This window comes from Acidipila rosea, from assembly GCF_004339725.1.
Taxonomy (GTDB): Bacteria; Acidobacteriota; Terriglobia; order Terriglobales; family Acidobacteriaceae; genus Acidipila; species Acidipila rosea.
In genome coordinates this window covers 37,607-51,663 of the sequence record NZ_SMGK01000005.1, presented here as the reverse complement: position 1 = coordinate 51,663, position 14,057 = coordinate 37,607, and the positions used below count along the sequence as shown (strand labels likewise).

Sequence of the window (14,057 nt, the reverse complement as noted above, 5' to 3'; positions counted from 1 at the left end):
GCCGCCAGCCCTACGATGCGAGGCTGTGAACCAGCGGCTGCGAGGTGATGTGCTTTCTAGGACCACGCTTGCGCGCGATCATGACGCGGATACGTTCGAGAACATCGAGCGGCGTGCAGGCGCCCTTGGGCAGGAATGCATCGGCGCTGCTGGCGCGTTCATAAGCCTTGACGCTTCCGGAGAGGATAATCATCGGTACCTCGGGCGAGATCTGCTTCATGCGCTCGACGAGCTGGTTGCCGTCCATCTGGGGCATGATGAGGTCGCTGAGCACGAGGTCGATCGCGTTCTCACGGAAGAGTTCGAGCGCTTGCTCTCCCGAGGTTGCTGTCAATACGCGGTAGCCGCGAGTCTCCAGCATGAATTTACGTACGGAGAGTGCCTGTTCATTATCGTCGACGCAGAGGATGATTTTACGGGGCCGCATTCGTTTGCTTTGTCTCTCTCCCGCGAGCACGGCGGGGCGTTGCTGCGGGCAGACACACGTAGGGTGTATGCGCCCGCAAAGGGTTTCCGGTGGCCGCATCCTGACTGCGAAAGGCGGGTCTGGCCTAAAAAAGGCGCAAAGCTACCCGGGCCCGTGCGGGGCTGCGAAAAAAACGCAGCGCGCAAACACGGGACCGCATTCCCAGTCAGGATGCGGAGAGCAAGGGTTGCCCGCCCATTGCAGGGCCTGACTCATGGCTGCGCATATTCCGGATCGGTTCCCCGGACGATAGCAGGCATGAGCGCGGCCCCACTGCTGGGCGCTCTTGCTCTAACTCAGTTGTCGGTCAATAGGCGAAAGTGCGTCCGGGGATATTTTCCTGAACGCTTGCCAAGAGTACGAAGAGCAGAGCCTCAGCGCAACGGCGAATGAAAGGAGAAAATGGCCGTCATTTTCCTCTTGGCAATCGTTGAAAACTGTCATCGCACTGTAACTATTGGCGATTTCCTATTCTGAGGCTGTTGAAAGCATGTGCATCACTCAAGGAAAAGGAGTCCATTTGCCACAGGAACGGTGCTGCCCGCGACGCGCACTTCGCTCACGGTGTCTCCAAACAGTTTTGCGGTCGCGTAAAGATCGCTCGGCCTTTTGATTTCAATGCCCTGGCGAAGGTGCACTGGCGCCTCGGAGGGCTCCTGACCATGGCGCACCAGCCATGCAATCGCGCAGCCGGCCGCGGACCCGGTGGCGGGATCCTCGCCGTTGTAGAACTGCATCCGGGTGCGCCACTCGCCTGGGGCTTCCCGCGCGATGCAGTAGAAGAACTTCGCGTCCGTCTTCGCCAGGTAGGCGGCTGCATCCCGCTGCGAGATCTGTAGACGCTCCAGCGTCTCGACGGACCTGAGCGGCACAATGCAGTAGGCGATACCCGTGGAGACGGTCTGGATGGGCGCGTGCGGGGCCAGGTCATGTGGCGTCATCCCGATAGCCGCTGCCACTGCGGCCGGATCATGGAATGCGCCAAAGCGCGGCTCAGGCTGCGTCATTTCCCCGAAGGCGATGCGGGGCTTCTGCTTCCCTGGTGCGAAGCGCACCGGCACCCTGCCAGCATTCAGATCGAGCGTGATGGTCTCTGCCCCGTGGTACTCAGGCAGGAGCGTGCGGGCGACGCTCGCAGTGCCCAGCGTTGGGTGACCGGCAAAAGGCAGCTCCTCCTGGACGGTGAAGATGCGGACCCGCAACCCACGCTCTCGCTCGACCTCAGGCGTGCGACGGAGAAGGAAGGTTGTCTCGGAAAGATTGGTTTCGCGGGCAAGCGCCTGCATCTCGGCGTCGGTGAGCCCGGAACCATCATGAAAAACGGCGAGCTGATTTCCGGTAAGGGGCGTTTCTGTAAAAACATCGCAGAGGGTGTAGGAGAGTTCGCGCATGAGTGGAGTTTGACACGGCGGGCGGCGCGGTTCTAGTCTTGGCTAGAGATGAACGGAACTGCTTACACTCCCATGTGCACCTGCTGTCGCTGCCGCTGTCAGTGTGCTGCGCGGGTGTGTTCCGGGAGCGAATCGTAAAGGCAGATTCAAACCAGAGGTTCGAACGACCCACCCGCAGAGAGCTGCCGAGGTGGGTTTTTTATTGCACGGAAATCAACCCTTCACGGAAGAGGACGAGAGCAAATGAGCACAGAGAACCGTATTCCCCGCATCAACGATCCGGCGCCTGAGTTTCAGGCCAAGAGCACGCATGGCGTGATCAAGCTGAGCGACTACACCTCGAAGGGCAAGTATGTGCTGCTCTTCTCGCATCCTGCCGACTTCACCCCCGTCTGCTCAACGGAGTTCATTGAGTTCGCGCGCCGCTCCGCGGAGTTCGACAAGCTGAATGTGCAGTTGGTCGGTGTGTCGATCGACTCCATCTACTCGCATATCGCCTGGGTACGCGATCTTGAAGAACACGGCGGCATCCAGGTCAAGTTCCCTGTCATCGCCGATCTCGATACGAAGGTTTCGCAGGCTTACGGCATGATTCACGAGGCCGCTTCCGATACCTCGACGGTTCGCGCTGTCTTCGCAATCGATCCGAAGCAGACGATTCGCGCCATCATCTACTACCCCATGCAGGTCGGCCGCAATATCGACGAACTGGTTCGTGTCTTCCAGGCGCTCCAGGTTGCGGATGCAAACTCTGTTTCGCTGCCGGCAAACTGGCAGCCGGGCGAGTCAGTGATCGTTGCAGCTCCTGCGACCGTAGAAGACGCAGCGAAGCGCACCAACGGCGGCGGAGCAGGACTCAAGGTTGAGCGGTGGTACCTGTCCAAGAAAGACCTGGCCGCGAAGTAAGCTATAGTCGTTGTAGAAGCGGCCCTGAGAGCTCTTTCAGGGCCGCCGAGTGAGCACCGATGGCGAAGTGGCTAACGCGCTGGTCTGCAAAACCAGTATTCATGGGTTCAAATCCCATTCGGTGCTCCAACAGAACTGCTTCTCAGGCGAGCTGAGAACCTCCGCCCGTTGGAAATGCGCCATAGCGCACCAGGTCGAAGCGCCGGTCACGCTCCTCCAGTCTTAGATAGAGTCGCTCGACAAGCGCCTGCGGCAGCGCGCCATCCATCCTGACGGCAAATCCGTTTCTAGCATCCAGCAGATCGCGACTCTCTTCGCCGGCCTCTCTCAGCAAGGCCTCTGTCTCCGAAAAGAAACTGCCCTCCTGCTGCTCCTGCGGCTCGTGACCCCAGATGCTGTAGAGGCCATTACGAATGCCAAGCTGCTCCTCGCACCAGATGTAGGGTCCGCGCGAGAGAAAGCACGCCGCGAGGCTGTAGGACGAGACAGAGCAGATGCGGAGATCGGCCAGGGCGAGCAGGCAGAGATCACTGCACTCGCTCAACGTGTGATGAAGCGTGGTGACTGCATCAAGCTCCGCGGCAAGGCGGCGGAACTGATCGGACGGGCGATCGCAGAGCAGAAGAAACTGCGCTTTCGTTCCGAACTCGGCCTTGAGGCTCCGCGCCGCGGCTGCATACCACTCGAACGGCAGCTTGACGTTGAACCGTGAACGCATGGATTCAGTCTCCGCGAGGAAATCGCTGCCCGCGCGTACATGCACTGCAATCAGCAGCTTGCCGGGGTCGATCCTGCTCCTCGCGTCAAAGATATTCTGCAGCGCGCGCCGGGAATTCAGCAGCTTGCTCCACAGAAACTCCCGGGCTGTTTCTATGGCGTAGTAGCCGCCGTACATTCCATCGACAGTAACGACGTAATTCTGCTTGCGCAGCAGCCCCTTGGCCTCTGCCCATACTTTGAAGGCTTCAGCGAAGTCGCGGCGGCCGGCCGCGCGATAATCGTCCTGCGTGAAAGGGTAATGAGGCAGAGACTTGAGCAGCACCTCCTGGCGGAGCCAGTCGAGTCGGCCTGTTTCGAAGTTGCGCCAATACTTACGGCCATTCAGACCCCAGGCCGTGCCCGAAAGATGCGCATCGAGCACGCGGCTGGCGATGAACGACTTGGCCCAGGGAATGATCTCATTGCCGAGGCCTTCCCCGCGGCGGCTGAGCCGCTTTGCGATTACTGTCCGCATGAAAAAAATGACCTTTCTTTATGCACGGCCGGCGCCGAATGCAACTTCCTCTTCCTCGACGACCAACTCCTCGACACAGATGCCGAGATGTCGCCCGAGGTCCAGGAACTGCTCCATCCACGCGGGGGCAGGAGCATGTTCCTCATGCGCCAGCTTGAGGGTTGTATTCCAGATGTTCTGTGCCTGCCACAGATTCAGTTCGAAGGGCAGCTCGCGCAGCGCCTGCGCGGCCTGCGATGCCGTCTCCAGATTCTCGGGTATCTCCGGATGGCTGCTTAGTCGATCCATGGCGCGCTTCATCTGCTGGTCTGCCAGGTAACTTAGAAGTTTCTGATCCAATGAAATCTGGTCTGCGGTCGCAAGCGCAAGGTAAGTGCGCGCCTCGACCACATTCATCGGATCGGCGCTGAGAGCTCGCCGCAGCCCGGCATTGACGGCGAAGCTGGCAGCCATGGCAAGCGCCGGCGGTTTGGGCGCATTTGCCAGGCTGAGGAAGTGCAGCAGCGAAGCGTGATCTTCATAGATCGCGATGAGGCTGGTCTCTACCTCTGCCAGGGTTGAGTTGAGAATCAGGTCGAGAATCCTGCGCTGCTCATCGCGGAAGAGAGAGTGAATGGAGTAGCTCTTGTCGCCGAAGGTCCGATCGAAGAGGCGGATCACTTCAGGGAAGTCGGCACGGGTGAGAGCCACCTTCGCTGCATCGGAGAACTGGAGCCGTGCAGCAGCATCGATCGCATCGTAGCGCTTCACCGCTGCGGTAATGTTCTGATCGCCAAAATGAAGAACGGCAAAGAAGGCCCGCTCAGCCTCTTCAGTGATGGCCGAGACTACCTTTGCATCTCCGATGACGAGCCTTGCCCGGCCGGAGGTGCTTGCCTCATAGGTCTGCCTGCGGACGAGATAGCAGAACAGCTGCGTCTCCTGAGGATAGCTACTGAAGACGGAACTGATTGCGTAGTGCGCGGCGACCTGCTCAAGGCCGACCTGGGCATGCTTGGCCGTGCGCGCATAGATGGATGCGCCATCCTTCTCCTCGGGCACGTTGCTCTTGGCGGTACTGAGCTGCTCGATGAAGTCCGCCTCCAGCTTTGCGCTCGACACGCCGAAGAGCTCCGATGCTAACTGCAGCACGCGGCCCGCATACGCGATGATCTGGACGGTTTCGATGCCTGAGATTTCATCAAAGAACCAGCCGCAGCTGGTGAACATGAGCAGCGCGTGCCGCTCAAGCTCCATCAGCTTCAGGATGGTTGTGCGTCCGGCGGCATCGAGCGGACCCACCCTGTGAGCGGCTAGAAACGTCTCAACGGCAGCGGGCTTGCGGTCGAGAATCACATCGATATAGGCATCGCGGGCAGCCCAGACGTCGCGCAGCAGCGGCGCCGCGGCAGCCTCCACCAGCGGAACCGTTGCGTCGCGTAGCTGATCGAGCGCCTTGCGGAGAGGTGCGCGCCACTCCTGGTTCCAGCCGCCATGGCCGCCGTTGCAGCCACAGTTGGAGCGCCACCGCTCGACGCCATGGACACAGCTCCAGGAGGTATTTTCTACAATCTGCGCTTCATGGGACGGCGGGAATTTCGCAAGAAATTCTCCATAGTTGATGAGCGTTGCATCCTGCCCCTGCTCGATCCACTTGAGCGCATAGGAGAGCGCCATTTCGCCATGCTTGTGATGATGGCCGTAACTCTCGCCGTCCGTTGCAACATGGACAAGCTGCGCATTCGCGCTGCCGGAGAAGCCGTCGAGCAGTCGACGCGCCAGCCTTTCGCCGTTATCCAGCAACCCTTCAAAGGCGATCGCGCGCGAGCTTGGCCCGTCGTAGAAGAAGACGGCAATGCTTCTGCCGCCGGGAAAGCGCACCAGGTAGGGCTGCCGTGTGTCGACAGAAGACTCAGGCGTCTCCGACCATTCCCTGTCCAGCGCAGGACTGCCAAGCTCGCGCACGCGGGCGCACTGGTGCGGCGCAAGCACGGTGAAGCGGATGCCTTCGTCCGCCAGCAACCCAAGCGTCTCTGAATCCACGGCAGTCTCGGCAAGCCACATTCCCTCGGGCTGGCGTCCAAAGCGACGAGCGAAGTCTGCGATGCCCCAACGAATCTGCGTCTGCTTATCGCGCGTGTTCGCAAGCGGCATGATGATGTGGTTGTAAACCTGCGCCATGGCAGAGCCGTGACCGCCGAAGCGGCGCTGGCTGGCCTTGTCGGCGTCGAGGATCATGCGGTAGGTGCGAGGCGCATTCTGCTCCAGCCACGAGAGCAGCGTTGGACCGAAGTTGAAACTGATCCGCGAATAGTTATTGAGAATGCGGATGATTTCATCTTTCGTATTCAGGATGCGCGAGGCCCCGTTAGGCGCATAGCACTCGGAGGTGATCCGTTCGTTCCAATCGTGGAAAGGAGCGGCGGAGTCCTGGATCTCGACCGTCTCCAGCCAGGGGTTCTCACGAGGCGGTTGATAGAAGTGACCGTGAATACAGATGTAACGCGTCTGGTCGAATGCTTTTTCTGTGGCTTCAGGCTGCATGGCTGCTTCTATTAAAGCAGCCGCCGGGGAGCTTTGGCTGGCTTACTTTTCCGTCATCGGATTGAGATTCGACGCCGAGCAGCTGTTTTGGACAACATGCCCTCAAAAAACCAGGGGGCCGGGAAAGATCAAAATGGATCACCCCAACACGGAAAGCCGACGGGCAGACTCGCTCCTGCCCAACTTATACTTGGAACCAATGGCAAGAAATCTCGAACGTTCTCTCGCATTGCAGAAGCGCGCAGAAGCGCTGCTCCCTGGTGGGGTCGATTCTCCCGTGCGCGCCTTTCGCGCCGTAGGGGGTGAGCCGCCGTTTGTGGTGCGCGGCGCGGGGGCCTACCTGTGGGACGCGGACGGCAACCGCTATCTCGACTACTTCGGCTCATGGGGGCCGATGGTGCTGGGGCACGCATTTCCCGCGGTCGTTGAGGCAATCCAGCAGGCGGCGGCGAAGAGCGCGAGCTTTGGCGCATCGACGCCGGCGGAGGGCGATCTGGCAGAACTGGTCGTCGAAGCAGTGCCTTCGATCGACAAGCTGCGCTTCGTCAGCTCCGGCACAGAGGCGACCATGTCCGCGATCCGCGTGGCGAGAGCCTTTACGGGGCGAAAATACATCATCAAGTTCGAGGGCTGCTATCACGGCCATTCAGACGGCCTGCTGGTGAAAGCCGGCTCAGGGGTGGCGACCTTCGGCATTCCCGGATCGGCCGGCGTGCCGGAGGAGATTGCCCACTACACATTGGCGCTCCCCTATAACGACATAGCCTCGGTTGAGGCGGCTTTCGAGGCGCATCGCGGGGAGATTGCCTGCATCATTCTGGAGCCGGTGGTCGGCAACATGGGCTGCGTGCTGCCGGCGGGGGGCTATCTGGAGACCCTGCGCGCCATCACCCTGCGCGAAGGCGCGCTGCTTATTTTCGACGAGGTGATGACAGGTTTCCGCGTGGCGCATGGCGGGGCGCAGCAGCGCTACGGCATAGTGCCGGACATGACGGCTCTGGGCAAGATCATCGGCGGTGGCCTGCCCTGCGGGGCGTTCGGTGGCCGGGCAGAGATCATGAACCTGCTGGCGCCACTCGGACCGGTCTACCAGGCCGGGACGCTGAGCGGCAATCCGCTGGCGATGGCGGCAGGGATGGCGACACTCCAGCACCTGAGGCAGCACAAGACCGAGGTCTATGCACGCCTGGAGGCCCTGAGCGCCATGGTTGCGGACGGTATCACCGCCGCTGCACACGAGGCGGGCTTGCCCGTCGTAACCAACCGCGTCGGCGCCATGTTTACCTGGTTTTTCACCGAGGCCCCCGTTACCGATTTTGCCAGCGCCGCGGCCTCGGACACCGCGCTCTTCGCCCGCTTTCACCACGCGATGATGGAGGCCGGAATCTGGCTGCCGCCGTCGCAGTTTGAGGCTGCCTTTCTGAGTACTGCGCACACAGAGGCTGATATCTCCGCCACCATCGAGGCCGCGCGAAATGCCTTTGCGGCGATCGAGGTGAACGCATAATGGGCCTTTTTCGCAAGAAGCTCAAACAGGAACACAAGGTGATGCTGCAGGCAGAGCGGGCGCAGGGAGCACTGCTGCCCGAGTATCACCGCGCCACCCCGGAGTGTCCACACCCGGAGCGGTGGAGTATGTATGACTCGATGACCGCCGAGGCCGAAGTGCTGGAGTTTCTGCGCACTCTGGTGACGACGGTGAAGCCGGAGCTGGTCGTCGAGACGGGATCGTTCCTCGGCGTAAGCACACTCTGGATCGCCGAGGGGCTCAAGCGAAACGGCTTTGGGCGAGTGATCAGCTGCGAGTTCGATCCTGTCGTCTTTGCAAAGGCAAAGGAGAAGATTGCCGCGTCAGGGCTGGCCGAGTGGATCGAACTGCGGAATGAGTCCAGCCTGGAGATGCAGGTGAATGGCACGATTGACCTGCTCTTCAGCGATAGCGACATGCCTATCCGGGAGCAGGAAGTCAAGCGCTTTCTGCCGCAGATCAACCCTCAGGGATTGGTGCTGATGCATGACGCAAGCTCCCACCTGAAGACAGTCCGCGACGCTGCGCTCAAGATGGAGGCGGAAGGCTTGCTTTCCGTCGTTCTGCTGCCTACGCCACGAGGTCTGGTGGTCGCGCAGAAGCGGGACGGCTGGCGGTAAAATCTCGATGCTTTAACCGCAAGAAGCGGAGTGCAGGCGCGAGCTGAAACGCCGGAAGATGGTGGCATGGATACGAACCATATCTGGGACCGTGCATGGGAGATGGTGGCGACGCGGGAGGTCTCCGCGGATTCGCTCTTTGTGTATGGAGTGCGGACAACGGGGATCTACTGTCGTCCCTCCTGCCCCAGCCGGCGGCCACGGCGGAGCTCCGTAGCGTTTTTCGCCACCAGCGAGCTTGCCGAGCAGGCCGGATTTCGCGCCTGCAAGCGGTGTACCCCGGAGCGGGAGCATCCGCACCTTCGGGTGCTGACCACTCTCTGCCGCTACCTGGATCAGCACGCGGAGCAAAGCGTCAGCCTTGCCGCGCTGGGTAAGGTCGCAGGGCTTAGTCCGTTTCACCTGCAGAGGCTTTTTCGCCGCTGCCTGGGGCTCTCCCCGCGCCAGTATCAGCTTGCCCGGCGGATGGAGCAGATGCGCGAAGGGCTGGCGACTGGCGGCAGCGTGACGGAGGCGATCTACAGTGCGGGGTATAGCTCCTCAAGCCGCTTCTACGAGCGGGCTACCGCAGGCCTCGGCATGAAGCCGGGCGCCTTGCGGCGCGGAGCGGCTGGAGAAACAATCCGCTACACGATCACGCTCTCACCGCTAGGGAAGATGCTGGTAGCGGCGACCGCGGCCGGGCTCTGTGCCGTAGGCTTCGGCGCGCTCGAAAGCGAACTGGAAGACGACCTGAGAGCGCGCTTTCCTCGTGCCGAACTGACGCGCGATGACAAGGCGCTTGGCAAAATGGTCGCCCAGGTCCTGGCGCACCTGGGCGAGCATCCGGTGACGCGCGAGTTGCCCCTCGATGTGAGGGCAACTGCGTTTCAGGCGCGCGTATGGAAGGCGCTCCAGCAGATCCCGAGAGGCGAGACACGCAGCTACGCCCAGGTGGCCGACGCAATCGGCCAGCCAACGGCTGTCCGCGCAGTAGCGCGCGCCTGCGGCTCGAATCCGGTCGCAGTGGTGGTGCCCTGCCACCGAGTGGTGGGGAGCGACGGCAGCCTAACCGGCTATCGCTGGGGAATCGAGCGCAAGCGCAAGCTGCTGGAAGCGGAACGCAAACGATCCTGAAGGCTTTCAGGCATCGCGGCGGGCTGAATGGTATTCTCAAGGGGCGAGGAGCACATCTGAAGGGGCCCGCTACGGGAGCCCGACGCAAAAAATTATGGCGACTACAACAGCTACACCGAACCACGTAAAGAATCTCGACCTGGCCGATCAGGGTCGCAAACGCATTGAGTGGGCGAACCAGTCGATGCCCGTGCTTCAGAGCATCCGCAAGGAGTTCATCAAGAACCAGCCGCTCAAGGGCATCCGCATTGCTGCCTGCCTGCATGTGACGACCGAGACAGCAAACCTGATGATCACCTTGCGCGACGGCGGCGCTGATGTGGCGCTCTGCGCCTCCAACCCGCTCTCCACGCAGGACGATGTAGCCGCGGCGCTGGCGCGAGATTTCAGCATCCAGACCTATGCGATCAAGGGCGAGGATAACGACAGCTATTACTCCCACATCATGTCGGCGATCGACCACAAGCCCCATTTCACGATGGATGATGGCTGCGATCTGGTCACCCTGCTGCACACCAAGCGCAAGGATGCGCTGGCCGGCGTGATTGCAGGCACAGAAGAGACGACGACCGGCGTCATTCGCCTGCGTGCCATGGCCAAGGACGGCGTCCTCGGGTACCCGGTGGTTGCGGTGAACGATGCTCTTACCAAGCACATGTTCGACAACCGCTACGGCACCGGGCAATCCACGATCGATGGCGTGGTCCGCTGCACCAACGTGCTGCTCGCAGGAGCCAAGTTCGTCGTTGCCGGCTATGGCTGGTGCGGACGCGGCCTGGCCATGCGCGCACGCGGCATGGGCGCAGAGGTCATCGTGACCGAGATTGACCCCACCCGCGCGCTGGAAGCGGTGATGGATGGCCTTCGCGTGATGTCCATGACCGAGGCGGCCAAGATCGGCGACATCTTCGTGACGGTCACCGGCAACAAGAGCGTCATCCGCCAGGAGCACTTCGAGCTGATGAAGAACGGTGCGATTGTAGCCAACTCCGGCCACTTCAACGTCGAGATCGACATCCCGGCCCTGGAGCGCATCTCCTCATCGAAGCGCCCGACCCGCGAGTTTGTTGAAGAATACGCAATGCGCGATGGCCGCAAGATTTACCTGCTGGGCGAGGGTCGCCTGATTAACCTTGCAGCGGCTGAAGGTCATCCAGCCTCCGTCATGGATATGAGCTTCGCCAATCAGGCGCTCGCGGCTGACTACCTGGTGAAGAACCACGGAAGCCTTGAGAAGAAGGTCTACTCCGTACCGCAGGATCTGGACAAGCGCGTCGCCAAGCTGAAGCTGGAGTCGATGTCGATCGGCATCGATCGCCTGACATCAGAACAGGAAGAATATCTGGCGAGCTGGTCTGAAGGAACATAAACAAAGCTTTCAAGCGAGCAAGCCCCGGATTCAACTCCGGGGCTTTTTCCATTGGTGAATGAAGTTGAATCTCCTCAGCGCAACCTGGATCGGAATCATGGCAGGCCTGTGCACGTTGGCAGCGGCGCAGCAGAGCCCGCCGAAGGTGAAGGTCTATGAGTCCGCCGCTCCACAGGCTGTCACTGCACCCTCCGTCAATGGCGTCACCGATCTGCCGCTGGGCGCAACTGCGGGTACTTCCCATGCTTCGCGCAAGGGCACATACAACTTCACCGCGAACGCCGATGAGTGGACGGACACAGGCGTCGAGGTGCAGGCAGGCGATCCGATGGAGTTCTCAGCCACCGGAACCCTGACGCTCTCCGACGGACGCACCGCAACACCGGATGGAGTGCCGCGCGGATGGAAAGACCTGCTGCGTAATTTCCCCCTGAATACCGCCCAGACGGGAGAACTGATCGGACGCATGGGATTGGGCGACGCGGCCGTGCCCTTCGCGATCGGCGCACAGAAGGCTGTTACTGCGCCGGTAAGCGGAGAGCTCTTTGTCCGCGCCAATGTCAGCAGCGACCTGAGCCGAGAGGGCTCCTTCGCGGGCAAGGTGAAGCTCTCCGCGGCTACCGCAGCCGGCAAGGACGCGGCAGTGAGGCTGAGCCAGGTGCTCGCACCTGCTCTCTTTGCAGACATTCCGCGTCGCGTGAGCGATCAGCAGGGCGATCCCGGGGACATGGTCAACTTTGCCCTGATCGGAACCGATAGTCAGGTAACACAGGCCTTTGCCTCCGCCGGATGGACAAAGACTGACAAGACGACGCAGGATGCAATTGTGCACGGACTGGAAGCCACGCTCTCGCACAAGGCGTATACCGATATGCCGATGAGCACCCTCTACCTCTTTGGCCGTCCGCAGGACTATGCCTACGCGCGCGCCGACCCGCTCGAAGTGGCTGCGGTGAGGAACCATCTGCGCGTCTGGAAGACCACGGAAACGGTGAATGGGCAGCCGCTCTGGGTGGGCTCGGCAACGCATGACAACGGATTTGAGACGGACCAGAGGAACAATGGTGTCACCCACCATATCGATCCCAACATTGACGCGGAGCGGGACTTTATCGAGCAGAGTTTCGCGGCCGCGGGGGTGGTTGCGGCGGCAGCGTATGTCATGCCTTCCCACCCGCTCACCACGGCAAAGACGGCAACCGGCGGCAGTTTCCACTCCGACGGGAGAATTGTTGTCATGCTGCTCAAGTAAACCGACGGGCAGAAGCTGCCCGTCAGTTGCGCTTCGAGTTCGTCGATCAAGGCAAGCCCGCTATATTCCTATCCGCGAGCGCCTTCTACCTGGTTGGGTGCGCGGTCGTGTCGTAGAAGCTGTCGACATCCTTCTTCAATCTGTCGAGCGATGACTGATCGATGTAGACCATGTGCCCTGCTTCGAAGTGGTCGCGGGTGATATGCGAGTGCTCCTCAGGCGTCAGGCCCATGTGGTCGAGCGTGTAGTCGACCGCGAAGTAGGGCGTAGCGCAGTCGTAGTTGCCCTCGGCGACGAAGACGCGCATGTAGGGATTTTTGGCGAAGGCCTTCTGCAGCGATTCGCTGGTATCCGGGTAGCCGCCCTCCCGCTGCTCGTCATTGAAGTCCCAGCCCTTCACACCGCCGCCCAGGATGTAGTAGGTCAGGTCAGTCTCGTAGCCAAGTTCCTGCTTAACGTAGTCGCCAAAGAGAGACGTGTAGGGCGGACGAATCGCCGACTCGCTGGGGTCGTAATCCGGTTCCTGCGATGTCTGGTCAAGGCTGGTGCCGGTGAAGCGGCCATCGAGGCGACCGATGATCTTGTTGTCGCTGCGCATCAGCTCTGTATCGAAGGCGCTCAAATCAATACGCAGATTTTTCTCGAGAATGTACTGCTTGGGCAGGCCAGTATAGCGGGCAAGCTTTTCTGCAACCGCATCCCGCTCCGCAGCGGTCAGGCTGTCGCCTTTCTGCAGCGCTACGGTGTAATCGTTCGTCACCCACTGCTCTACTTCGTGGCGCAGTGCCACCGGATCATCGCCTACCCCGGCGGCAAGCTTCTTGTGATAGTCGGCGATCATCGCATACGTGGGCAGGATGAGCGCATAAGGCTGATCGTTGCCGCGGTCGAACTCCAGCGTCTGGAACTGCATGACGGTGGAGATAAGCACGATACCGTTGAGCGCGATGCCGTGGTCGACCAGGTAGCCGGAAAGCCCGGCGGCGCGGGTCGTGCCGTAGCTTTCGCCCGCGAGATAGAGCGGCGACGTCCAGCGAGAGTTCTGTTGCAGGTAGAGGCGAATAAACTCACCGAACGCGGCGACATCGCCCTTGACGCTCCAGAACTTCTTGCCAAGCTCCGGGGTGGCCGGACGGCTGTATCCGGTGCCGATGGCATCGACGAAGACAAGGTCCGACTTATCCAGCCACGTGTCCTGGTTGTCCTCCAGCTGGTAGGGCGGCGGCGGCATAAAGCCGTTCGGCAGCATCTTGACCCGCTTGGGGCCAAAGGCTCCCATGTGCAGCCAGACGGTCGCCGAACCGGGGCCGCCATTAAAGGCAAAGGTGAGCGGCCGCTTGCCTTCCGCTCCGTCGAGCGTATACGCAACGTAAAACATCTCCGCTTCGATATCGCCCTTCTCGTTCCTGATGGGCAGCCGCCCAGCAGTGGCGGTGTAGCTGAGCGTCTTGCCATGAGCCACGATCTTATGGTGCGTCACAGACGGCTTCTCTACCGTCATCGCGGGAGCGGGCGCGGCCGCGGGCTTCTCCGGCTCATGCGGCGCGGTCTGAGAGAAGGCGGGTGCGGCTAACAGGCAGAGAGCGAGCAGATAGATGGATTTCATGATTTCTCCGTGGAAGGAAAATACTATCGCAAATAAAGGCAGCGCA

Annotated in this window: 11 protein-coding genes and 1 tRNA gene; 7 read left to right on the top strand and 5 right to left on the bottom strand. The window is 61.1% G+C overall.

Going from position 1 to position 14,057, the window contains the following annotated elements; all coding sequences use genetic code 11:
* Positions 1-10: 10 nt before the first annotated feature.
* The gene (locus C7378_RS13940) at positions 11-427 is read right to left on the bottom strand and encodes a response regulator (protein ID WP_131998027.1); all 417 of its coding nucleotides are present in this window, start codon (positions 425-427) and stop codon (positions 11-13) included.
* 536 nt (positions 428-963) lie between these two features.
* Positions 964-1,857 carry a PhzF family phenazine biosynthesis protein gene (locus C7378_RS13935; protein WP_131998024.1) on the bottom strand — a complete coding sequence of 298 codons (894 nt, stop codon included), beginning with the start codon at positions 1,855-1,857 and terminating at the stop codon, positions 964-966.
* A gap of 243 nt (positions 1,858-2,100) precedes the next feature.
* On the opposite strand from C7378_RS13935, the gene C7378_RS13930 reads away from it, so the two are divergent.
* Both C7378_RS13930 and C7378_RS13925 read left to right on the top strand, forming a co-directional pair.
* A complete protein-coding gene (locus C7378_RS13930) occupies positions 2,101-2,763 on the top strand; it encodes a peroxiredoxin (protein ID WP_131998021.1) in 663 nt (220 codons plus the stop codon).
* Between the two features lie 53 nt (positions 2,764-2,816).
* Positions 2,817-2,892: transfer RNA gene (locus C7378_RS13925), tRNA-Cys, on the top strand.
* Between the two features lie 13 nt (positions 2,893-2,905).
* Here C7378_RS13925 and C7378_RS13920 read toward each other — a convergent pair.
* A complete protein-coding gene (locus C7378_RS13920) occupies positions 2,906-3,997 on the bottom strand; it encodes a hypothetical protein (RefSeq protein ID WP_131998018.1) in 1,092 nt (363 codons plus the stop codon).
* A gap of 18 nt (positions 3,998-4,015) precedes the next feature.
* The gene (locus tag C7378_RS13915; RefSeq protein WP_131998015.1) at positions 4,016-6,520 is read right to left on the bottom strand and encodes a DUF3536 domain-containing protein; all 2,505 of its coding nucleotides are present in this window, start codon (positions 6,518-6,520) and stop codon (positions 4,016-4,018) included.
* A 199-nt stretch (positions 6,521-6,719) separates the two neighbouring features.
* Here C7378_RS13915 and hemL point away from each other — a divergent pair, with 199 nt between their 5' ends.
* The 5 genes from hemL (at position 6,720) to C7378_RS13890 (ending at position 12,405) form a co-directional block, all read left to right on the top strand.
* Entirely contained in the window at positions 6,720-8,027 is a 1,308-nt protein-coding gene (hemL, locus tag C7378_RS13910) for a glutamate-1-semialdehyde 2,1-aminomutase (protein ID WP_131998012.1), read from the top strand.
* Positions 8,027-8,668, top strand: a complete 642-nt coding sequence (locus C7378_RS13905; RefSeq protein ID WP_131998009.1) for an O-methyltransferase — start codon at positions 8,027-8,029, stop codon at positions 8,666-8,668. The genes hemL and C7378_RS13905 overlap by 1 nt, the downstream gene beginning before the upstream one ends.
* Positions 8,669-8,734: 66 nt before the next feature.
* Positions 8,735-9,784 carry a bifunctional DNA-binding transcriptional regulator/O6-methylguanine-DNA methyltransferase Ada gene (gene ada, locus C7378_RS13900; protein ID WP_131998006.1) on the top strand — a complete coding sequence of 350 codons (1,050 nt, stop codon included), beginning with the start codon at positions 8,735-8,737 and terminating at the stop codon, positions 9,782-9,784.
* A 94-nt stretch (positions 9,785-9,878) separates the two neighbouring features.
* Positions 9,879-11,153: an adenosylhomocysteinase gene (gene ahcY, locus C7378_RS13895; protein WP_131998003.1), complete on the top strand. Its 1,275-nt coding sequence runs from the start codon at positions 9,879-9,881 to the stop codon at positions 11,151-11,153.
* 58 nt (positions 11,154-11,211) lie between these two features.
* Positions 11,212-12,405: an LssY C-terminal domain-containing protein gene (locus C7378_RS13890; RefSeq protein ID WP_131998000.1), complete on the top strand. Its 1,194-nt coding sequence runs from the start codon at positions 11,212-11,214 to the stop codon at positions 12,403-12,405.
* A gap of 85 nt (positions 12,406-12,490) precedes the next feature.
* Here C7378_RS13890 and C7378_RS13885 read toward each other — a convergent pair whose 3' ends face one another.
* A complete protein-coding gene (locus tag C7378_RS13885) occupies positions 12,491-14,011 on the bottom strand; it encodes a S10 family peptidase (protein WP_131997997.1) in 1,521 nt (506 codons plus the stop codon).
* Positions 14,012-14,057 lie beyond the last annotated feature (46 nt).